The sequence below is a fragment of the Streptomyces sp. NPDC107654 genome (genome assembly GCF_055639035.1).
In genome coordinates this window covers 320106-340725 of the sequence record NZ_JBVKBI010000006.1, presented here as the reverse complement: position 1 = coordinate 340725, position 20620 = coordinate 320106, and the positions used below count along the sequence as shown (strand labels likewise).

Below are 20620 nucleotides of genomic sequence, written 5' to 3'. Positions count from 1 at the left end.
CGCTCGGCGCCTCGCCCCCCGTCGGGTGACATCATGGCGTGCTGGCAAGCGCAGCAGACGGGGGCGGCGAGGGGGGCGAGATGACAGTTGAGCGTGAGCAGCGGTCGGCGAGCGGCATCCGCAGGTCGGAGGCGGTGCGCGACACGGACGAGGACCTGTCGCTGCTGTTCGGCACGTCCACCGCGCTGTTCGCGTCCATGGCGGGGCCCGCGCACGTGCTGGAAGCGGCGAACCCGGCCTTCTTCGCGGCCATCGGGGGTGAACGGCGGGAGCGCACCGGCGTGCCCCTCGCGGAGCTCATGCCGGAACTCAAGGACCAGGGTTTCATCGGGCTCCTCGACCAGGTGTACCGGTCGGGGGAGCGGCACGTCGGCCGTGACGCCCGGGTCGTCCTCGGGCTCGGCGAAAAGGCGTGCGAGGCGTACTTCGACTTCACCTACGAGCCCCGCCGCGACGCCGGCGGCAACGTGATCGGCGTACGCATGATCGGCGTGGAGACCACGCAGGTCAAGCACGGCCGACGGCTGGCCGCCGAGCAGCGCGCACTGCTGGAGCAGATCGCCCGCGAGGCGCCGCTGCCGGAGGTGCTGGACGGCATGTGCAGGGCGATTGAGGAGCTGTCCCCCGAGGTGATCGTCTCGGTGCTGCTGGCCGACGAGGACGGCCGTCACCTGCTCCACGGTGCGGCTCCCAGCCTGCCCGACTTCTACAACCAGGCCATCGACGGCATCGCCACCGGCGAAGGCGTCGGCTCCTGCGGCACCGCGGCCCACCGGCGTCGGAACGTGATCGTCAACGACATCGCCACCGACCCCCTGTGGGACGACTTCCGGGACCTCGCCACCCAGGCCGGACTCGCCGCGTGCTGGTCGACGCCGATCCTCGCCCGCGACGGCCGGCTGCTGGGCACCTTCGCGATGTACCACCGCGTACCGCGGGCTCCTCAGGACACCGACCTGGCGCTGGCCCGCGTCTTCACCGACACGGCGGCCCTCGCCATCGAGCGTCACCACGCGGAACAGGCCCGCGTGGCGGCTCACATCCGGGAGAAGGCGGCCCGCGACGACCTCGCCTTCCTGCTGGCCGCCAGTACCGCCCTGGCCGGGCGGCTGGACGAGGCACAGACGCTGCGGCGGCTGGCCGTGCTGTGCAGCCCGACGCTGGCCCCCCTGGCCGCGGTGGACGTGCTGGAGGCCGGACGGGTGCGCCGGGTGGCGACCGCCGCCCCGACCGAGGGGGCCCGCGACCTGCTGGCCCGCCACGTCCCCGGCCGCGACGCCGAGGACGACGCCGTCGCGCGTGTCCTGGCGTCCGGGCTGACCGAGGTGGCCCGTCGCACCCCGACCGGCCCCGGCCCCTGGCACGAGCTGGGCGTCACCGGATACGTCTGCGTGCCCCTGCTGGACCGCGGGCGCCCTTTCGGCGCGCTGACCCTGCTCTCCACCGACGAGCACTGCTTCGACGGCCACCGGGTCGCCCTGGCGGAGGAGGTGGCCCGCCGCGCCGCCTCCGCCGCCCTCAGCGCACGCCAGTACGAGCAGCGCGCGGCCCTCGCCCGCGACCTGCAGACCGGCCTGCTGCTGCCCGACCTGCCCGACGTCCCCGGCGCCCAGCTCGCCGCCTTCTACCACCCGGCCGGTGAAGGACTGGAGATAGGCGGCGACTTCTACGACGTCTTCCCCCGCGGCGACGGCAGCTGGGCCTTCATCCTCGGCGACGTCTGCGGGCGCGGAGCCAGGGCGGCCACCACCACCGCCCTGGTCCGCCACACCGCCCGCGCCGTCGCCCCGCTTCTCGACGACCCCGTCGACACAGCCCAGGCCGTCGACAAAGCCCTCAACGACCGCTACGCCCATCAGAACAACGGTTTCGTGACCCTCGTGTACGGCCACCTCGCACCGGCGGCCGACGGACTCACCGTCCACCTCGTCAGAGCCGGCCACACACCGCCCCTGCTGCTGGACGCCGACCACGTGGTCGACACGGTCGAGGTGTCCGGCGGGCTGCTCGGCATCGGCATACCGCCCCGGCTCGCCGCCCGCCGGTTCACCCTGCGTCCCGGTGAGAGCCTGCTGCTGTACACCGACGGCCTCACCGAGTGCCGGAGCGACGGGACCGAGCAGTACGGCGACGTGCGACTGGCCAAGGCCCTGGGCTCCGTTCCGCGCCGGTCGACCGCCGCGGACATCGTCAGGGCGGTGGCCGAGGACGTCCGCGGCTTCGTGGGCGGCGGGGACGTGGAGGACGACCAGGCCGCCCTGGTCATCACCGCCGACGAGCCGGCGCCCGGCCCGCACCGAGCCGCAGGGACGCACGGCCCGCATGATGTGACGCGAACTTCGGAAAATTCGAGGAATGCCGGTGGGCGGCCGGGGTAGACGCGGGTTGCCGGACGACGGACCGGCACAGGCGCGAGCAGCACTGATCGACCGGGAGGGGCGCATGATGGCGACGACGACCGTGGAGACCGTTGAGCAGACGGTGGACGTTCCGGAGATAGCGGACCCTTCCCGGGTGGCGCCGAAGGACGCGCGGGAGCTGTCGAAGCTGTTCTTCGACCGTCTGGCGGTGCTGGAGGAGGGGACGCCCGAGTACCAGTGCGCGCGGAACACGCTGATCGAGATGAACATGTCCCTGGTCCGCTACGCGGCCGGCCGGTTCCGCAGCCGCGGGGCGGAGGAGATGGAGGACATCGTCCAGGTCGGCATGATCGGCCTGATCAAGGCCATCGACCGGTTCGAGCTGTCGCGCGAGGTGGAGTTCACTTCCTTCGCGGTCCCCTACATCGTCGGCGAGATCAAGCGGTTCTTCCGTGACACCTCCTGGGCGGTGCACGTCCCGCGCCGGCTCCAGGAGGCTCGTGTCCAACTGGCCCGCGCCAACGAGGAGCTGCGCAGCCGGCTGGGCCGGACGCCGACGACCAAGGAACTGTCGGAACTGATGAGCCTGCCGGAGGACGAGGTCGTGGAGGCCCAGCTGGCCTCCAACGGCTACAAGTCGGCCTCGCTGGACGCGGCGATCAGCGGCAGCGAGGACGGCGAGGCCGCGCTGGCGGACTTCATCGGCAACGAGGACGCGGCCCTGGGCCTGGTGGAGGACTTCCACGCCCTCGCCCCGATGATCGCCGATCTCGACGAGCGCGACCGGAAGATCATCCACTGGCGGTTCGTCGAGGAACTCACCCAGGCCCAGATCGGCGAACGCCTCGGCGTCTCCCAGATGCACGTCTCCCGCCTGATCACGCGTCTGCTGGCCCGCCTGCGCGAGGGCATGCTCAGCACCACCTGAGAGCAGCGGCCGCGCCGGGTGCTTGCGGGAGCGGTGGGGGAACGCGTGCCCGAGTAGCACACCCGCCGCACGAAGGCGCTCCCCGGTGCGGAATACTCGCCCGATGGGTTCACGCACTTTCCCGGTCAGCCAGCCGATCACGATACGGAGGGCCGTCGCACGGGATGCCAGACGGCTCACGCGGCTCGTGCGTGGGTCAGGCGCCTACGCGGGCCAGTACGCGTCCGCAGTCGCGGGCTACCGGGTCGGTCCCGACTACATCGAGGCCCACCGCGCCTTCGTGGCCGTCGGCGCCGACGAGCAGGGAGGCCGGGTCCTCGGGTTCTACTCGCTCGTCCTCGCTCCGCCGGAGCTCGACCTGCTGTTCGTCGCCGACGAGGCGCAAGGACGGGGTATCGGACGGCTGCTCGTCGCGCACATGCGGTCCGAGGCCCGGGCCGCCGGACTCGACCGTGTCAAGGTCGTGTCGCACGTTCCCGCCGAGGGCTTCTACCACCGCGCCGGTGCGGTGCGCACCGGGACCGCGCCCGCGAACCCGCCCGCCGTGCCGTGGGACCGTCCCGAATTCGAGTTCCGCATTCCTTCCAGCTGACGCGGCGGGCCGGTTCGCGGTATCCGGCGTCCCCGAAACAACACCTGATATCACCGGCGCACGCTGCTGACCAGTGCTTCGGTCTCTGTGTTCAGGTCGCTTTCAGGCTCGGCCGAGTCGCGGGCAGCTCCCGTACCGGAAGCGTCAGAATCCTGGCAAAGGGGTCTGGGGCGAGTACCGGACAGCATGTCACGGCGCCTGCCATGTCGACTGATCACCTCACTCACGACCGGCCCGCGGGCCACAGCCGTCACGCGGTGAGCGAGGTGCCGGAGGCGACTGTCCACCTCTGGAGCATCAAGGTGCTGACCACCGGGATGGGCGAGAGGGCGTCCGACTTCCTGGTCCGCCTGCGCGACGAACTCCCCGGTGGGCCGGCGCGATCAGCTCAGGTTGGCAGGGGGCTTGTGAGCGTCGTCGCAGGCCGTGCGCTGCATCCCGGTCGGCCCACTGGTTCCGCCATCGGTGGAGGCGGGGGCGATGGAGCCGTGCTCGCTGGTGCCGGTGGATGGGCTGTCGGTCATGGCGGCGACCGCATCGGCGGCGGTGGCATGGACCGGCAGGACCGCGTCGACACCGGTGAGGACGAGCATCCGCATCAGGCGGTCGGGGACGGCGGCAAGTCTGAGCGCACCGCCCACCGTCTGGGCGGCGTGCCAGAGGCCGATGAGCGCGCTCAGACCGGCGGAGTCGCAGAAGCCGACCTGGGACAAGTCCAGAACCAGGTGCGGACACCCTTGCTCGATGATTCCCGAGGCTTCGTGGCGCAGGGTGTCCGCGGTGCGCGTGTCCACGTCGCCGGAGACGACGGCGATCGCGAGGCCGGGACGGGGGTGCTGGACGGTCAGCTGCAGCGTGTCGGTCACGTCGGTCATCACTCCTGGCCGAAGTGTTCGGGCGCGGCGGCGGTGTGGGTGGTGGCGGCGACACTGCCGTCGGGTGTGGTGTGAGGGTAGGGGACGGACAGGGCCAGCAGGGCCACGTCGTCGCCGGCTCCGTCGGGCAGCGAGGCCAGCAGGGTGATGCTGTCCTCGACCAGGGAGGTGGCGGTGACGGGCCCGGTGCGCTGGTGGAGGAAGCCGGTCAGGCCGTCGTCACCGAGCATGGCGCCCTCGGTGGTGCGGGCTTCGATCAGCCCGTCGGTGTAGAGGAACAGGCTTTCCCCGGCCGCCAGGGAGAACGCGGTCTGGGCGAAGGGTGCCTGGGGAAAGGCGCCGACGAGCATCCCGCCCTGGGGGCGTACGGCCCGCACCCAGACGGCGCCGCTGTCGTCGGGGCGCACGTGGTAGGCCGGCGGGTGGCCGCCGGTGGCGATGGTGACGGTGAAGCCGCCGTCCTCCCGGGGCTCCAGGAGGCCGAAGAGGACGGTGCAGAAGCGGCGGCCGGCGGTACCGTCGGTGAGCAGCACGGTGTTGAGCGCGCTCAGCACGGTGACGGGGTCGGCGTTGATCTGGGCCGCGGCGCGCAGGGTGTGGCGGGCCAGGGCGGTGACGGTCGCCGCCTCGGGGCCTTTGCCGCACACGTCACCGAGGAAGAACGCCCACCGGTCGCCGTCGAGTGGGAAGACGTCGTAGAAATCGCCGCCCACGTCGTGTGCGGAGGCGGTGCGGTAGTGGCAGGCCAGTTCCAGGCCCGGCACCACGGGAAGGGCCGGGGGCAGCAGGGTGCGCTGGAGGGTGGAGGCGAACGCGGCGATGGCGGCCCTGTCCTGCTCCGCCTTCTCCCGCGCCGCCCGTTCCGCCTCCGCCCGCGCCCGCTCCGCCTCGGCGTGCCGCCTCTCCGCCTCCCGGCGGGCCTGCTCGTCGCGCAGGGCGCGCAGCGCCGACAGCCGCAGCTCCATCTCGTCCAGCACGATCGCGGCGAGATCGGCCAGGGTGGCGGTGTCCTCCTCGGTGATCGAGCGCGGCCGGGTGTCGAGGACGTTGACCGTGCCCAGCCGGTGCCCGTCGGGGGTGATGATCGGTGCGGCGGCGTAGAAACGCACCCCCATGTCTCCGGCGACCAGCGGATTGTCCACCGCGATGGGGTCCTGGAGAGTGTCGGGGATGACCATCGTGTCATCACGCAGGATCGCCGAGCCGCACAGACCCGGATCACGGCCGATCTCCGCGACACCCTCAAGCCCGTGGGCGGCCTTGAACCAGATGCGGTCGGTATCCACGATCGTGACGGTCGCCACCGGCACGTCGAAGAGCCGGGCGGCCATCGCCGCCACCCGGTCGAACGCCCCGTCGGGCGGAGTGTCGAGAATGTCGTAGCGGCGCACCGCCGCGATGCGGGCCGTCTCCACATCCGGGTCCGGCACCAGCTCGGGGCGGCGCCCGGGAGCCGGGTCGGTGGCCGATGCCTGCTGCATGACCGGCTGTCCTCTCCGTCGATTGGGCTGCCGCCGTGAACGGCACGAGCCGACGCAGCCTAAAACGACAACCCGCCCGAACGCCAATGCCGCCGTCGGCCGGGCCCCGGTCGCGGCCTGCCGTGCCATGTGCCGGGCCGGCGTCGGCGGGAGGGCCCTACGGCGGTCACAGGAGGTAAGACCCGCGGCGAGATCATCCGATGCCTCAAGCGATACGCAGCCCGCGAGGTCCTCAACCTGGTCGGAACGGTCCCCCGCAACCCTACGTCAAAGGGGCGTCCCTCCGCGGCGCCGCACCCCGCGAGGCCGTCCTGGCCGGCCCACGCCATGCCTCCCGCGTGGTCACCGCCGTGGCCCTCGTCATCCTCGTGGTGTTCACGAGCTTCGTTCCCGGCGGCAGCACCATGCTCGAGCCGATCGCCTTCGCCCTGGCCGTGGGCGTCTTCACCGACGCCTTCCTGGTCAGGATGACCCTCGTCCCCTCGATCGTCGGCCGGGCGGGCTGGTGGTTGCCGAAGTGGCTCGACCGGCTGCTGCCCGACCTCGACTTCGAGGGTGAACGGCTTGCCGCGGACCGGCAGAAGGGCGACGACCGGCACCGGCCCGGCGTCCCGGTCGTGGTCGGCGGGACCTTCCAGGAGAACCCGTACTGGCGAACCAGCCCTGTCCGTGCTGATCGGCCGCTTCCACCTCCGGCCGGTCGAGGGCGTCACCGTCCTCGCGCCGGTCGCGCACGCCTCACTCGGGCACAACTTCGCGTTCTACGTCATCCGGTTCGCGACGGCTTACCTGCTGGCTCCTGTCCCGGCTCACCTCCGAGGCCCTGACGGCCGCGGCCTCCCTGGGCGACGAGGTGGCGTGCCGTGACCGTCGTCCGCCCGGCCCCGGAGGACCGCGCCCGGCTGCACACCCTGGAGCGGTGCTGGGCCGTGTGGGATCCGGGCGTGCCACTGTTCCGGCTCTCCTGCGAGCGGCGCAGCCTGGGCCGCCCCATCGCGGCGGACGTCCGTGAGGCCGCCGCGGCCGAGCCGGGCACCCGCGTCACCGTGCTGACCGCGGCGACCGATCCGCTGCGGCTGTGGCAGCGGCTGGTGCAGAACCAGCGGGGCGCCGTCGTCGCGCACGCCGTGCGGCGGGAGACGAACGCGGTGATCTGCCGGCTCCGTTTCCGGCTGCCCTGAACGTGAGCAGACCGTTACCGGCCAGTAGGGGCGGGCGGGCGTAAGAGTTCCGTCAAGGCCGTGGGCGGGGCCGTAAGAGAGCCGTCAACGACGGTCGGATCCGGCCAGACAGGAGGTTTCCTTCCAAGCGTCCATGTTCCACCCCCGAATCCCTTCAGGAGTTCACGATGGCCGATCTGGCCTTCGTCGTCACCATGCTCGCGGCTTTCGCGCTGGTGTCTCTCGTCGCCCGGGGGGTGACGAAGCTGTGACCGTCGAGAACGTTGTCGGCCTGGTCGTGGCCGTCTCCCTGCTGGGCTATCTCGTCCTCGCCCTGATCTTCCCGGAGAGGTTCTGAGCACCGACATGAGTGCACAAGCCGCGGGCCTCCTCCAACTGCTCGCCCTCACAGGCGCGCTGGCCCTCGCCTACGTCCCGCTCGGCAGCTACATGGCCAGGGTCTACTCCTCCACCAGGCACCTTCGGGTGGAGAGGTGGGTCTACCGCGCCATCGGCGCCGATCCCGACGCCGAGATGACCTGGCCCGCCTACCTGCGCGGTGTGCTGGCCTTCTCGGCCGCCGGTGTCCTCTTCCTCTACCTGCTCCAGCGGGTCCAGGGCGTCCTGCCCGGCTCGACGGGCTTCGGCTCGGTCGACCCGGCGCAGTCGTTCAACACGGCCGTGTCGTTCGTGACCAACACCAACTGGCAGTCGTACTACGGCGAGCAGACCATGGGCCACGTCGTGCAGACCGCCGGGCTCGCCGTGCAGAACTTCGTCTCCGCGGCCGTCGGCATCGCCGTCGCCGTGGCACTCGTGCGCGGCTTCGCCCGTTCCCGCACCGGTGAGCTGGGCAACTTCTGGTCCGACCTGGTCCGGGGCACCCTGCGCGTCCTGGTGCCGATCGCCGCCGTCGCGGCGGTGATCCTCGTCGCCTGCGGTGCGATCCAGAACTTCTCCGGCATCCACGAGGTCGGCCAGTTCACGGGCGGATCGCAGCAGTGGAACGGCGGTGCGGTCGCCTCGCAGGAGGCCATCAAGGAGCTGGGCACGAACGGCGGCGGCTACTTCAACGCCAACTCCGCCCACCCCTTCGAGAACCCCACTCCGTTCAGCAACCTCCTCGAGATCTTCCTGATCCTCGTCATCCCGTTCTCGCTGACCCGCGCCTTCGGCGTCATGGCCGGCTCCGTCAAGCAGGGCTACGCGATCCTCGCCACCATGGTCACCATCTGGCTGGGCTTCGTCGCCCTGATGATGTGGACCGAGTTCGCCCACCACGGCCCGGCGCTCCAGGCGGCCGGCGGGGCGATGGAGGGCAAGGAGCTCCGCTTCGGCGTCGGCGGCTCCTCGATCTTCGCCGTGTCCACGACCCTGACCTCGACCGGCGCGGTGGACTCCTTCCACTCCTCCTTCACCGGCCTGGGCGGCGGCATCACGATGCTCGGCATGATGCTGGGCGAGATCGTGCCCGGCGGTGTGGGCTCCGGCCTGTACGGCATGCTGATCATGGCAGTCATCGCGGTGTTCATCGCCGGCCTGATGGTGGGCCGTACGCCCGAGTACCTGGGCAAGAAGATCGGCGCGCGGGAGATGAAGCTGGCCGCCGCCTACATCCTGATCACCCCGGCGCTGGTGCTGGTCTTCACGGCGGCCTCGATGGCGCTGCCGACCCCACCGCACTCGATGCTCAACTCCGGTGCGCACGGCTTCTCCGAGGTCCTGTACGCCTTCACCTCCGCGTCCAACAACAACGGCTCGGCCTTCGCCGGCCTGAACGCGAACACCGACTGGTTCAACACCATGACCGGACTCGCGATGCTGCTCGGCCGCTTCCTGCCGATGGTGTTCGTCCTCGCCCTGGCCGGCTCGCTCGCCCGGCAGCGGCCCGTCCCGGTCACCGCGGGCACCCTGCGCACCGAGAAGCCGCTGTTCACCGGCCTGCTGGTCGGCGCCATCCTCATCATCACCGGCCTCACGTACTTCCCGGCCCTGGCGCTGGGCCCGCTCGCGGAAGGGCTGGCGTGATGACCACCCGCACAGAGAAGACGCAGAAGCCGGAGAAGGCAGAGGACTCCATGTCCACCGTCACATCACCCACCAGGGCGCCGCACAGCGATGTCCCCATCGGGCACAAGCCGGCCGCGGTCCGGGTCGGCGCGGGCCTGTTCGACCCCAAGGCACTGGTCAGGTCGCTGCCGGTCGCCTTCCGCAAGCTGGACCCGCGGGTGATGGTCAAGTCGCCCGTGATGTTCGTGGTGTGGATCGGCTCGGTCCTGACCACGGCCTTCTCCGTCAAGGACCCGACCGACTGGTTCGGTTGGACGATCAGTGTCTGGCTGTGGCTGACCGTGCTCTTCGCCAACCTGGCGGAGGCCGTCGCCGAGGGCCGGGGCAAGGCCCAGGCGGACAGCCTGCGCAAGGCCAGGACGGACACCGTCGCCCGCCGACTGCTGAAGGACGGTTCCGAGGAGCGGGTGCCGGGCACCGTGCTGACCATCGGGAACCTGGTGGTCTGCGAGGCCGGGGACGTCATCCCCGGTGACGGTGACGTCGTCGAGGGCGTCGCCTCGGTGGACGAGTCGGCGATCACCGGCGAGTCCGCACCGGTCATCCGCGAGTCCGGCGGCGACCGCTCCGCCGTGACCGGCGGGACGAAGGTGCTCTCCGACCGGATCGTCATCAAGATCACTACGAAGCCGGGCGCGACCTTCATCGACCGGATGATCAACCTCGTCGAGGGCGCGGCCCGGCAGAAGACGCCCAACGAGATCGCCCTGAACATCCTGTTGGCCTCGCTGACCATCGTCTTCCTGCTGGCCTGCGCCACGCTGCCGCCGTTCGCCGGCTACGCGGGCACCCATCTGACGATGGTCGTGCTGGTCGCCCTGCTGGTCTGTCTGATCCCGACCACCATCGGCGCGCTGCTCTCCGCGATCGGCATCGCCGGCATGGACCGGCTCGTCCAGCGCAACGTCCTCGCCATGTCGGGGCGGGCCGTCGAGGCCGCCGGCGACGTCTCCACCCTGCTGCTCGACAAGACCGGCACCATCACCCTCGGCAACCGGCAGGCAGTCGAGTTCGTGCCGGTGCGCGGTACCACCGAGGCCGAGGTGGCCGACGCCGCCCAGCGCTCCTCGCTGGCCGACGAGACGCCCGAGGGCCGCTCGATCGTCGTTCTGGCGAAGGAGAAGTACGGCGTGCGCGAGCGGCACCAGGGCGAGCAGGTGCACGCCGAGTGGATCGAGTTCACCGCGCAGACCCGCATGTCGGGCGTGGACGTCGACGGCCGGAAGATCCGCAAGGGCGCCACCGCCTCCGTCCTCGCCTGGGTGGAGGAACGCGGCGGTGACATCGCCCCGGACGCCCGGCAGCTGACCGACCGGATCTCCGAGACCGGCGGCACCCCCCTGCTGGTCGCCGCCCACGACGACGAGGGCGCCCGCGTCCTGGGGGCCATCCACCTCAAGGACGTCGTCAAGCACGGCATGCGCGAGCGCTTCGAGGAACTGCGCCGCATGGGCATCAAGACGGTCATGATCACGGGTGACAACCCGCTGACCGCCAAGGCGATCGCCGAGGAGGCGGGTGTCGACGACTTCCTCGCCGAGGCCACCCCCGAGGACAAGATGGCCCTCATCAAGCGGGAACAGGCCGGCGGCAAGCTCGTCGCGATGACCGGTGACGGCACCAACGACGCGCCCGCGCTCGCGCAGGCCGACGTCGGCGTCGCGATGAACACCGGCACGTCGGCCGCCAAGGAAGCCGGCAACATGGTCGACCTCGACTCCAACCCGACGAAGCTGATCGAGATCGTGGAGATCGGCAAGCAGTTGCTGATCACCCGGGGCGCGTTGACGACGTTCTCCATCGCCAACGACGTCGCGAAGTACTTCGCGATCATCCCGGCGCTGTTCGCGGCGGTCCACCCGGGCCTGGACAGGCTGAACGTCATGCATCTGTCCAGCCCGAACTCCGCGATCCTGTCGGCGGTCGTCTTCAACGCGCTGATCATCATCGCGCTGGTGCCGCTCTCCCTGAAGGGCGTGCGCTACCGGCCGATGAGCGCCGACAAGATGCTCCGCCGCAACATGGGCATCTACGGCCTCGGCGGTCTCATAGCGCCCTTCATCGGCATCAAGATCATCGACATGCTCCTCTCCCTCATCCCCGGGATCGGCTGAACGCCATGAACAACTCCGTTACGAACACCGCCCGGTTGCTCGGGGCGGCCCTGCGCGCCCTCCTCGTCCTGACCCTGGTGACGGGCGTCATCTACCCGCTGGTGGTCACCGGCATCGCCCAGGGGCTGTTCCACGACAAGGCGAACGGCTCCCAGATCACGGCGGACGGCAGGGGCGTCGGCTCGTCCCTGATCGGGCAGTCGTACAACCTGCCGCTGAAGAAGGGGCAGGAGACCCCGGACGCGGACCTGCGGTGGTTCCAAGGCCGCCCGGCAAACGGCCTCGGCACCAACAGCGTCAACACGCGGTACGCACTGATCCTCTCCGGCGCCACCAACCTGTCCGCCGACAGCAAGGACCTGATCGAGCAGGTCGAGGACGCCAAGGCGGCCGTGGTCAAGGACAACTCCGTGCCCGGCTACGCGGTCAGGCCGTCGGAGGTGCCCGCGGACGCGGTGACCTCCTCCGGCTCCGGCCTGGACCCGCACATCTCCCCGGCCTACGCCGAACTCCAGGTCCACCGGGTCGCGGCGAAGAACAACCTGCCGCTCGCGCAGGTGGAGAAACTGGTGAAGAACCACACCGAGGGCCGGACCCTGGGCTTCATGGGGGAGCCCCGAGTGAACGTCCTGGAGCTGAACATCGCGCTCAAGGACCTCCTGGCGAAGCACTGATGGGATGACAGCGGCATCCGCGGGAGCCGTAGACCGGGAGGCATCCTGGCACCGCCGGCTCCCGCGGGCATGACGTCGGGTGCCGCGCCGCCCGGCACCCGCGGCCCGACGTACGAGGGAAAAGGCCCAGACTCATAACCAGGGTGCTCGTGGTGGAGGACGGCCCGCAGCTCGTACGGGCCCTCGTGATCAACCTGCAGGCCCGGCCTACGGCGTCGACGGGGCGCCCGACGGTGCCACGGGGCTCCGGCTGGCGTCCGCCCGCCAACCGGACGTGGTGCCGCTCGACCTCGGCCTGCCCGACATGGACGGCGCCGACGTCGTCAGGGGCCTCAGGGGGCTGGACCCGGGTGCCCATCCTGGTCCTCTCCGCCCGCCAGGCGTCCGACGAGAAGGTCGCCGCCCTCGACGCCGGCGCCGACGACTACATCACCAAGCCGTTCAGCATGAACGAGTTGCCGGCCCGGCTGCGGGCCGCCGTCCGCAGGACGGAGGACGCCCCGCTGGTCCCCGAGACGACGCTGGTGGAGACGGAGGACTTCACCCTCGACCTGCCGGCGAAGAAGGCGGTGCGCGACTGCCGGAACGTCCGCCTCACCCCGACCGAATGGCACCTGCTGGAGATGCCGGTCGCCCGCCCCTTCCGCCTGATCACCCAGAGGCAGCTGCTCCGGGAGGTCTGGGGCGCTGTCCCGGGCGACAAGACCAACCACCTGCGCGTCTACGTGGCCCAGCTGCGGCGCAAACTGGTGCCTTGAGGGACTGCTCGCGGACCTCTGCAGGAAGATCGGGGTCTGCCAGAGCCTCCTCATCCGTGTCGTAGCAGTGGACTCCCCGGTTGGGGAGCTCGGTGCAGATGTTCACGCCCTCCCACGACTCGGCGAGCTTGATCTTGCGCCCGTCGTAGTCGGCGATCACCGGCTTCACCGGGTCTGCCGTCGGGTCCGTCGACTCTTCGGCTGGGTCCGTGGTGGCCGTGACCGGCGGTTCCGCGGTGTGGTCCACCGCGTAGGCCGACGGGCCGGTGCCTGAGAAAAAGGCACTCGCGGCGGCGGCCATGAGGATGGAGGCAAGGGGGTCTGCGTATCAAGAGCTTTCCTCCGTTGTGGTGTCGTAGGTGTGCAATGTGGTTCCGTCAGGGCCGTACACGTTCAGCAGATAGCCCTGATCGTGGCTGACGCCCGTCTTGGCCAGGAAGGACGTCAACGTCTTGTCGAATGTGTCGAAGCCGCTCCCGTAGCCGGATTTCCTGCGGGTCCAGACGGTCAGGGTCAGAACGCCGTGCCGGTTCTTCGTGTGCTTGATGCCGTACACGTCTGGGTCTCCGCCGGCCCGGCGGTAGCGTGCCGCCAGGTCACTGTCGTCACTGCCTGGGGATGCGCCGGTTGCCGGCTGGCCACCGGCAGTGGTCGGGCCGCCCTTCGGCGAGGTCTCTGTACTGCACCCCGACAGCAGGACGGCGGCGGTTAACAGGAATGCAGGGAGGGTTCGCTTCATGAGCTCAGCGTGTCAAGAGACCATTCGCCACGCAAAGTTGGGCCAGGTAGGCCCATGGTGGCGGAGGAGGTCTTGCCGGTTGCGGAGATGAGGAAGCCGGGGCCTGGCCCATGGAGCGTCCTGGGAGGAGAAAGGCGGGACGAAGGCCGACAGCACGGATGGTCCGCCCGTGGAGCACGAACGGGGTCAGGCCTGGTGACGTGCCAGCCGCTCTGCGGCCCGGCGCCTCTTTGGCGCGAACGGGGTCGGTGAACGCCCCAGCGCCTTCGCCGGGAGTCGCGGCCCATCCGCGGAGCTTGTCCGCGACCTGGTGGCCGTTCCCCGGCTTGACGTCGATGAAGACAGGGCTTCGTCGGTTTCCTTGTCGCCACCGCCCCACCGCACGACGCCTTCCAGGTCGGCGAGGACGTCACGGACGATCACGAGTTGGTTCGGGAAGTATCCGCCCTGCTGTCCGGACGGATGGAAGCCGGGGCGGATCTGGCTGGCCGTCCCGGAGGCAAGGTTGAACTCCGCCAGCCCCCCGCGGATCTTTCCGGGGTGGCGCCGGCCGACGACATCGCCGGGACGGAGCGTGTCGATCTCGTAGTGGAACCGCTGGATGACGTGGACGAATACGGATTCGACGTCCCCCATCCGGACCTGGACGCCGTCGAGAGGTGTGCCTAGTACGAGGCGGGTCCAGACGCTGCCGCCGCTGTCGGCGGCCTTCTCCATCTCCCAGCCGTTCAGCGACGGCGCGCCCGTCGTCACCCGGTCCCGGGCCGGACCGCCGGCCATGGGTGAGGTAGCTGCCCGGGCCGATGGGGCCAGCAGCATGTGTCCGGCAAGCGAGGCCAGGACCGCACCGCCGGCAAGGTACAGGCTGCTGGAGCTTTTCCCCATCTCCACGATGACGACAGAGCATCGGGTGCCCTGGTTGTTGGCGAGGACCGCGCAGCCCTTGTCGCCTTGATCGCGGTGACGCCGAATATCTGTACCGCGCCGGGGAGCACGTCGGCGGATCCTCCGCCGGAGCCGTGACACGAAGCCCCACCGGAGCACTCCGGTGGGGCTTCGTCTCGAGCTCGACTGTCTTGCGTGCATGACGCGCTCGGCTCCTCATGCAGTTCGTGTTCCTGCGATGCGCTCGGGGGCGCTGGTGTTGCGATCGCAGTCATCAAGACGGGGGACCGTGAGGCGGCGCGTCCCCGCTGTGGAACCGGGTGGGTGGATGTGCGGCGCCGTGGCCACCGTTGACGCTGCACCCGTGACGAAAGCGGACTCGGCCGTAGGTGCCGGACGTTCTGCGGTGACAGGGCACAACAGTTCGCACGCGGTGGCTGGGGGAGCGGCTCTGGGGAGGGGCATCGTGAAGTTCAGATGCAGCGGCGAACGGCACTTGCCGCGTTTCTGGACATGTGCAGCGAGGATGTGCTCATCGAGGAAGTGCTGCTGCCGCTGTTCCGGCAGCCGGGCTTTCATCGGATCACGGCGGCCGGGCACCGGGACAAGGCGCTGGAGTACGGCAAGGACATCTGGATGCGGTACACCCTGCCGACCCAGCACTTCCTGTACTTCGGAATCCAGGTGAAGCACGGGAAACTGGACGCCACCGGAAAGTCCAGGGCGGGCAACGCCAACATCGCCGAGATTCACAATCAGGCTCTGATGATGCTGGCGCACGAGATCCTCGATCCCGAGACCAACCGGCGTGTCCTCGTCGACCATGCGGTCATCGTGGCCGACGGGGAGATCACCAAGGCTGCACGTAACTGGCTGGGCAACGCGTTGGACGCGGCGAAGCGGAGCCAGATCGTGTTCATGGGTCGCGACGACATCCTGAACCAGTTCGTGGTGACCAACCTGCCGCTTCCCGTAAGTGGACCGTCAGGTGCGATGCCCTCAGGAGGTCGTACGGAAGCGCCATCCTGATGCGCTCATGCAGCCGCATCCCCACCTGCCGGTCGGGTAAAGCTGCTGAACGCAGGGCTGACGTGAGTCTTCGCGGGGCGGTCCTGAACGCGGTGCTCTGTAAAGACCGTGGGACGGGTTGCTATCGCGGGTGGACCGACACCACCGAGAAGAGCCGTGGCTGCACATCCGTCGCGATCTTGGCCGCCTGGTCCATGTGGACGCGGGCCTCGGGGTTGGCGAGCATCGTCTTGTAGTGCTCCTCGGTCTCCCACTGGGCGTAGTTGATCACGCGTTCGCCGTCGAGTGAGGCGTGGAAGTTGGCGCAGACGAAGCCGGGCTGGTGCTTCATCGTCTCCTCTGTCGCGCGGGCGAGCAGTTCGATCAGCTCGTCCTGGCGGTCGGGGGACACCGTGAACACGTTGATGAGGGTGGCCACAGGGCGGGTCGTGTCGACCTGAACGGTAACAGTCATGCAGTTATTTCTCCCCTTACTGCGGTGGAGTTGTCGCTTTCGGTCGCGCATTCGCCCGAACGGAGGCGAGTCACAAGACCTCAGTGTTGGCGGAGAGTTGCCGGTACGGATTCCAGGGTGTGCCGCAGACGGTCCGCGGACAGGCCGCCGCCCTGCGCCAGTTGCGCCGATCCACCGCCCTTGCCGTTCAGGAGTCGCTTGACCAGTCGCGCGGCGTGCAGTCCCGATGCGTCGGCGGCCGCGTTGATGGCGGCCACCAGGCTCGCCTTGCTGCCGGAGACTGTCCCGATCACCACGACTCCGGGGCGCTCGGCGGGGAGCAGGTCGCGGACGGTGGTCGCCAGAGTCCTGGCGTCGTCCGTGTCGCCGTCTGCTGTGGCGGTGACCACCAGGACTCCGTCCGTGTCCTGTGCCTTGTCGGCCAGTTCGACGGCACGGGTGTGCGTGGCGGCCTGCCTCAGTCGCTGGTTCTCCCGGTCGGCCGACTTCAGCCGCTCCAGCAGCCCTGCGATGCGGTCGGTGAGTTCGGCGCGCGGCGCTTGCACCTGCTCGGCGATGCGGGCGACCAGGTCGCGCTCGCGGGCCAGGTAGCCGAACCCTTCGACGCCGACTGCGGCCTCCAGACGGCGCATGCCCGCACCGACCGAGGACTCCGATGTCAACGCGACGACGCCGATCTGCGAGGCGTGCTCGACGTGTGTGCCGCCGCACAGCTCCCTTGACCAGGCGCCGCCGATCTCGACGACGCGGACCTTCTCGCCGTACGTCTCGTCGAAGAGGGCGAGAGCGCCCAGCTCCTTCGACTCCGGCAGGGTCATCCACCGGACGCCGACCGGTAGGTCACGACGCAGCGCCTGGTTGGCGGCCTCCTCGATCTCGCTCCGGACAGACGGGGACAGGGCGCCTCGCCAGGGGAAGTCGAGACGGAGGTAGCCGGGGCGGTTGTATGAGCCGGACTGCAGCGCGGTGGGGCCGAGTATCTGACGCAGGGCCGCGTGCAGGACGTGGGTACCGGAATGAGCCTGGCGGGCGCCGAGCCGCCACTCGGGATCCACGGCCGCCGTGACCTCGTCACCGACCGCGAGTTCACCTGCGGTGACGCGCACCTGGTGGACCACGAGCCCGGGCAGTGGCCGCTGTACGTCCAAAACTTCGGCCTCCACTGACGCGCCGGAGAGATGGCCGGCGTCGCTGTCCTGGCCACCGGACTCGGCGTAGAACGGGGTACGGTTTAGGACCGCGGTCACGATCTCGCCCTCGCCCGCCGCCGGGGCCGGCCCGGGGGCGGCCAGCAGGGCGAGCACGCGGGACTGGGTGGTCAGGGCGTCCCATGCGCGCCAGTCGGTCGGACCGTGCTCGCCCAGGACGCCACGCAGGACGGCCGTGTCCGTGCCGCCTGACTTACGCGCGCGGGCGTCGGCTCGGGCGCGTTCGCGTTGCTCGCGCATCAGCGCGGTGAAACCTTCGCGGTCGACCTCCACGCCCTGTTCGGCCGCCATCTCCAGGGTGAGGTCGATGGGGAAGCCGTAGGTGTCGTGCAACAGGAACGCCTGCGAGCCGGGCAGCCGGCGACCGCCGTTCGCCTTGACCCCGGCCACGGCCGTGTCCAGGACGGTCGTTCCCTGGCGCAGGGTCGCGCGGAAGGCGTCCTCCTCGTCGGCCGCCCGGTCGACGATCCGGTCGTAGGTGTCGGCGACCTCCGGGTAACCGGCCGCCATGCAGTCGCGGGCCACGGCCAGCAGTTCGGGGAGCGCGGGGTCCTGGTAGCCGAGTTGGCGCATCGAACGTACGGCCCGGCGCAGGATGCGGCGCAGAACGTAGCCGCGGCCCTCGTTGCTCGGAGAGGTGTCGTCGGAGAGCAGCATCAGGGCGGTGCGGACGTGGTCGGCGACCACCCGCAGGCGTACGTCGGCTTCCGCGTCCGCGCCGTAACGGACACCGGCCAGCTCGGCGGCCCGGTCGAGGACCGGCCGGGTCTCGTCGGTCTCGTAGAGGTTGTCGACGCCCTGGAGCAGGGTGGCCATGCGTTCCAGGCCCATGCCGGTGTCGATGTTGCGGCGCGGGAGCTCGCCGAGAATGGGGTAGCCGGACTTGCCGGGGCCTTCGCCGCGCTCGTACTGCATGAAGACGAGGTTCCAGAACTCCATGTACCGGTCCTCGTCGACCGCCGGGCCGCCCGCGCGGCCGAGCGCCGGCCCACGGTCGTAGTACAGCTCCGAGCAAGGGCCGCACGGGCCGGGTACGCCCATGGACCAGAAGTTGTCCTCGTCTCCGCGGGCCACGATCCGCTCGTCGGGCAGGCCGGCGATCCGCCGCCACAGGGCGCGTGATTCGTCGTCGGTGTGGTGCACGGTCACCCAGATCCGGTCCGGGTCCAGGCCGTAACCACCATCTGCCACCGGCGAGGTGGACAGCTCCCAGGCGAAGGCGATGGCCTCCTCCTTGAAGTAGTCGCCGAGGGAGAAGTTGCCGTTCATCTGGAAGAAGGAGCCGTGCCGGGTGGTGCGGCCGACCTCCTCGATGTCCAGGGTGCGCACGCACTTCTGCACGCTCGTCGCCCGCGGCCACGGCGCCGCCGCCTCGCCGGTGAGGTAGGGCTTGAAGGGGACCATGCCCGCGTTGACGAAGAGCAGTGTCGGGTCCGGTGTGGGCAGCGGGGAGCTGGGGACGACGGTGTGGCCGCGCTCGGCGAAGAAGTCGAGGAATCGGCGGCGGATCTCGGCGGTGCGCACGGGGGGCTCCGGGGGGTTACAGGGGCTGGGCGGCCAGCGTTCGGGCGGGGTGGTGGGGGCCGAGGAAGACCGCGATGCCGTGGCCGTCGGGGGAGGGGTGGGTGGCCTGGGTCCAGCCCTGGTGGCGGTAGAAGGCCATGGCCCGGGGTGACCGGAGTGAGGTGAGCAGCCAGGCGCGGCCGCCGGGGGCGTCCTCGGTCACTGCTTGCAGGAGGCCGGCGGCGATACCGGTGCCGCGGGCGGTGGGACGGACGGCGAGCTCGTCGACCTCGCGGGCGCCGCACAGCCATTCCCCGGTACGGCTCGGGCCGAGACCGGCGGCCACCTGCGGATAGCAGCGGCCGGCCGGGAAGGGTGTGGGTGTGGCCCACGCGGTGGCGAAACCCACGACGTCATCCCCGTCGAAGGCGAGTGCGGCGGTGAATCCCGGACGCCGCACGTCCGCGTCGAGTCGCGCGACGAAGGCGTCCGCCCTCTCCTCGTCCTCGTTCCAGGGCGGTGCGCAGAACGCGTCGGCGTAGACAGAGCCCAGGGCCGCGCTATGCGCTAGCAGCACGTCGTTCGTGAAGACCCGGATGTCCATCACGCCGCCACCGCTGCGGCCGCGACCGGGTGCAGGGCCGCGTACTCCAGCGGTGCCGACGGGTCGATCGACACGTTCAGCGGCGCCGGCGCGGCTCCGGCCCGTACGAGGAGGTCGCCGACGGCGGCGATCATCGCGCCGTTGTCCGTGCACAGCCTCAGCGGCGGTACCCGCAGTTCGATGCCGGCCGCGCGGCAGCGCGCCTCGGCCAGTGACCGCACCCGCGAGTTCGCGGCGACCCCGCCGACGACGACCAGCGTGCCGACGCCGTGCTGCGTGCAGGCGGCGACCGCCTTGCGGGTCAGGACGTCGGCGACCGCCTCCTGCAGCGAGGCGGCCCCGTCGTGCACAGGCAGTTCTCCCTCGGCGTGGGATTCCGCCCAGCGGGCCGCCGCCGTCTTCAGCCCGGAGAAGGAGAAGTCGTAGGACCCCGGGAGCGGACGCGGGAAAGCGACGGCGCATGGGTCGCCCTCACGGGCGGCACGGTCGATGGCCGGACCGCCGGGATACGGCAGTCCGAAGACCCGCGCGACCTTGTCGAAGCACTCCCCGGCGGCGTCGTCGAGGGTGTCGCCGAGGTGGGTGATCGGGTCGCGCGCGAGGTCGCGCACCAAAAGCAGCGAGGTGTGGCCGCCGGAGACGATCAGCACCATGCACGGGTCGGGCAGGGGGCCGTGCTCCAGGGTGTCGGCGGCGACATGACCGGCCAGGTGGTGCACGCCGTAGAGCGGGATACCCAGCGCGTAGGCGATGCCCTTCGCCCCGGCGAGGCCCACCTGGAGGGCGCCGGACAGGCCCGGACCGGTCGTCACGGCGACCGCCTCGATGTCGGAGAGCCGCAGCCCCGCCTCATCCAGTGCCTGACGGACCACAGGACGCAGGGCATGCAGGTGGGCGCGGGACGCGATCTCGGGCACCACTCCGCCGAAGCGGGCGTGCTCGTCCATGCTCGACGCCACGGCGTGCCCGAGCAGGCGACCGTCCCGGACGAGCCCGGCACCGGTCTCGTCACACGACGACTCGATCCCGAGCACGATCGGAGAGCCCATGCCCTCCCCTTCCTGCGACGTGTACGTTATTGCAAATAGTGTGCAATAAGATCCTCTTGGATGTGAACCCGGGCTCGGTCGCACGGGTGATCGCTTAGCAGAGTGCGCCCCTGTCGCCCCCTGAACTCCGAGATAGC

The 20620-nt window shown here is 70.4% G+C and carries 17 protein-coding genes and 2 pseudogenes; 11 read left to right on the top strand and 8 right to left on the bottom strand.

Annotated elements, in window-relative coordinates; all coding sequences use genetic code 11:
• Window positions 1-80: 80 nt before the first annotated feature.
• The 3 genes from ACZ7N4_RS14090 (at window position 81) to ACZ7N4_RS14080 (ending at window position 3880) form a co-directional block, all read left to right on the top strand.
• Entirely contained in the window at window positions 81-2378 is a 2298-nt protein-coding gene (locus tag ACZ7N4_RS14090; RefSeq protein WP_471357812.1) for a SpoIIE family protein phosphatase, read from the top strand.
• Window positions 2379-2445: 67 nt separating this feature from the next.
• A complete protein-coding gene (locus ACZ7N4_RS14085; protein ID WP_471358021.1) occupies window positions 2446-3288 on the top strand; it encodes an RNA polymerase sigma factor SigF in 843 nt (280 codons plus the stop codon).
• A gap of 103 nt (window positions 3289-3391) precedes the next feature.
• A complete protein-coding gene (locus ACZ7N4_RS14080) occupies window positions 3392-3880 on the top strand; it encodes a GNAT family N-acetyltransferase (protein WP_471357808.1) in 489 nt (162 codons plus the stop codon).
• Between the two features lie 383 nt (window positions 3881-4263).
• Here the strand turns inward: ACZ7N4_RS14080 and ACZ7N4_RS14075 are convergent, their stop codons facing one another.
• Both ACZ7N4_RS14075 and ACZ7N4_RS14070 read right to left on the bottom strand, forming a co-directional pair.
• Window positions 4264-4755, bottom strand: coding sequence for an STAS domain-containing protein (locus ACZ7N4_RS14075; RefSeq protein WP_471357805.1), 492 nt, complete (start codon window positions 4753-4755; stop codon window positions 4264-4266).
• Window positions 4755-6236: a PP2C family protein-serine/threonine phosphatase gene (locus tag ACZ7N4_RS14070; protein WP_471357801.1), complete on the bottom strand. Its 1482-nt coding sequence runs from the start codon at window positions 6234-6236 to the stop codon at window positions 4755-4757. The genes ACZ7N4_RS14075 and ACZ7N4_RS14070 overlap by 1 nt, the downstream gene beginning before the upstream one ends.
• 200 nt (window positions 6237-6436) lie before the next feature.
• On the opposite strand from ACZ7N4_RS14070, the gene ACZ7N4_RS14065 reads away from it, so the two are divergent.
• The 7 genes and pseudogenes from ACZ7N4_RS14065 (at window position 6437) to ACZ7N4_RS14035 (ending at window position 13012) form a co-directional block, all read left to right on the top strand.
• The gene (locus tag ACZ7N4_RS14065; RefSeq protein WP_471357799.1) at window positions 6437-7063 is read left to right on the top strand and encodes an MMPL family transporter; all 627 of its coding nucleotides are present in this window, start codon (window positions 6437-6439) and stop codon (window positions 7061-7063) included.
• Window positions 7036-7417: pseudogene (locus tag ACZ7N4_RS14060) on the top strand (amino acid permease); the annotation flags it as partial. The gene ACZ7N4_RS14065 and the pseudogene ACZ7N4_RS14060, both read left to right, overlap by 28 nt.
• A gap of 247 nt (window positions 7418-7664) precedes the next feature.
• Entirely contained in the window at window positions 7665-7754 is a 90-nt protein-coding gene (gene kdpF / locus ACZ7N4_RS14055; RefSeq protein ID WP_033530374.1) for a K(+)-transporting ATPase subunit F, read from the top strand.
• Window positions 7755-7762: 8 nt separating this feature from the next.
• A complete protein-coding gene (gene kdpA / locus ACZ7N4_RS14050) occupies window positions 7763-9424 on the top strand; it encodes a potassium-transporting ATPase subunit KdpA (RefSeq protein ID WP_471357797.1) in 1662 nt (553 codons plus the stop codon).
• Complete coding sequence (gene kdpB / locus ACZ7N4_RS14045) at window positions 9424-11580, top strand: potassium-transporting ATPase subunit KdpB (protein ID WP_471357795.1); 2157 nt, start codon at window positions 9424-9426, stop codon at window positions 11578-11580. The genes kdpA and kdpB overlap by 1 nt, the downstream gene beginning before the upstream one ends.
• A 5-nt stretch (window positions 11581-11585) precedes the next feature.
• Window positions 11586-12254 (top strand): potassium-transporting ATPase subunit C, encoded by a 669-nt coding sequence (locus ACZ7N4_RS14040; RefSeq protein WP_471357792.1) that lies wholly within the window; start codon window positions 11586-11588, stop codon window positions 12252-12254.
• 134 nt (window positions 12255-12388) lie between these two features.
• Window positions 12389-13012, top strand: a pseudogene (locus ACZ7N4_RS14035) (response regulator transcription factor).
• A gap of 328 nt (window positions 13013-13340) precedes the next feature.
• Here the strand turns inward: ACZ7N4_RS14035 and ACZ7N4_RS14030 are convergent.
• Together ACZ7N4_RS14030 and ACZ7N4_RS14025 are read right to left on the bottom strand one after the other, a co-directional pair.
• On the bottom strand, window positions 13341-13751 hold the full coding sequence (locus tag ACZ7N4_RS14030) for a hypothetical protein (protein WP_471357790.1): 411 nt from the start codon (window positions 13749-13751) through the stop codon (window positions 13341-13343).
• Between the two features lie 186 nt (window positions 13752-13937).
• Window positions 13938-14777, bottom strand: coding sequence for a hypothetical protein (locus ACZ7N4_RS14025; RefSeq protein WP_471357787.1), 840 nt, complete (start codon window positions 14775-14777; stop codon window positions 13938-13940).
• A 336-nt stretch (window positions 14778-15113) separates the two neighbouring features.
• Between ACZ7N4_RS14025 and ACZ7N4_RS14020 the strand changes: the two genes are divergently transcribed.
• On the top strand, window positions 15114-15665 hold the full coding sequence (locus ACZ7N4_RS14020; RefSeq protein WP_471357784.1) for a hypothetical protein: 552 nt from the start codon (window positions 15114-15116) through the stop codon (window positions 15663-15665).
• A gap of 121 nt (window positions 15666-15786) precedes the next feature.
• Here ACZ7N4_RS14020 and ACZ7N4_RS14015 read toward each other — a convergent pair whose 3' ends face one another.
• The 4 genes from ACZ7N4_RS14015 to tsaD form a co-directional block, all read right to left on the bottom strand.
• On the bottom strand, window positions 15787-16119 hold the full coding sequence (locus ACZ7N4_RS14015) for an antibiotic biosynthesis monooxygenase family protein (protein WP_471357781.1): 333 nt from the start codon (window positions 16117-16119) through the stop codon (window positions 15787-15789).
• Window positions 16120-16199: 80 nt separating this feature from the next.
• A complete protein-coding gene (gene alaS / locus ACZ7N4_RS14010) occupies window positions 16200-18851 on the bottom strand; it encodes an alanine--tRNA ligase (RefSeq protein ID WP_471357780.1) in 2652 nt (883 codons plus the stop codon).
• A gap of 16 nt (window positions 18852-18867) precedes the next feature.
• The gene (locus tag ACZ7N4_RS14005) at window positions 18868-19434 is read right to left on the bottom strand and encodes a GNAT family N-acetyltransferase (RefSeq protein ID WP_471358019.1); all 567 of its coding nucleotides are present in this window, start codon (window positions 19432-19434) and stop codon (window positions 18868-18870) included.
• A complete protein-coding gene (gene tsaD / locus ACZ7N4_RS14000; protein ID WP_471357778.1) occupies window positions 19434-20483 on the bottom strand; it encodes a tRNA (adenosine(37)-N6)-threonylcarbamoyltransferase complex transferase subunit TsaD in 1050 nt (349 codons plus the stop codon). The genes ACZ7N4_RS14005 and tsaD overlap by 1 nt, the downstream gene beginning before the upstream one ends.
• Window positions 20484-20620: the final 137 nt, after the last annotated feature.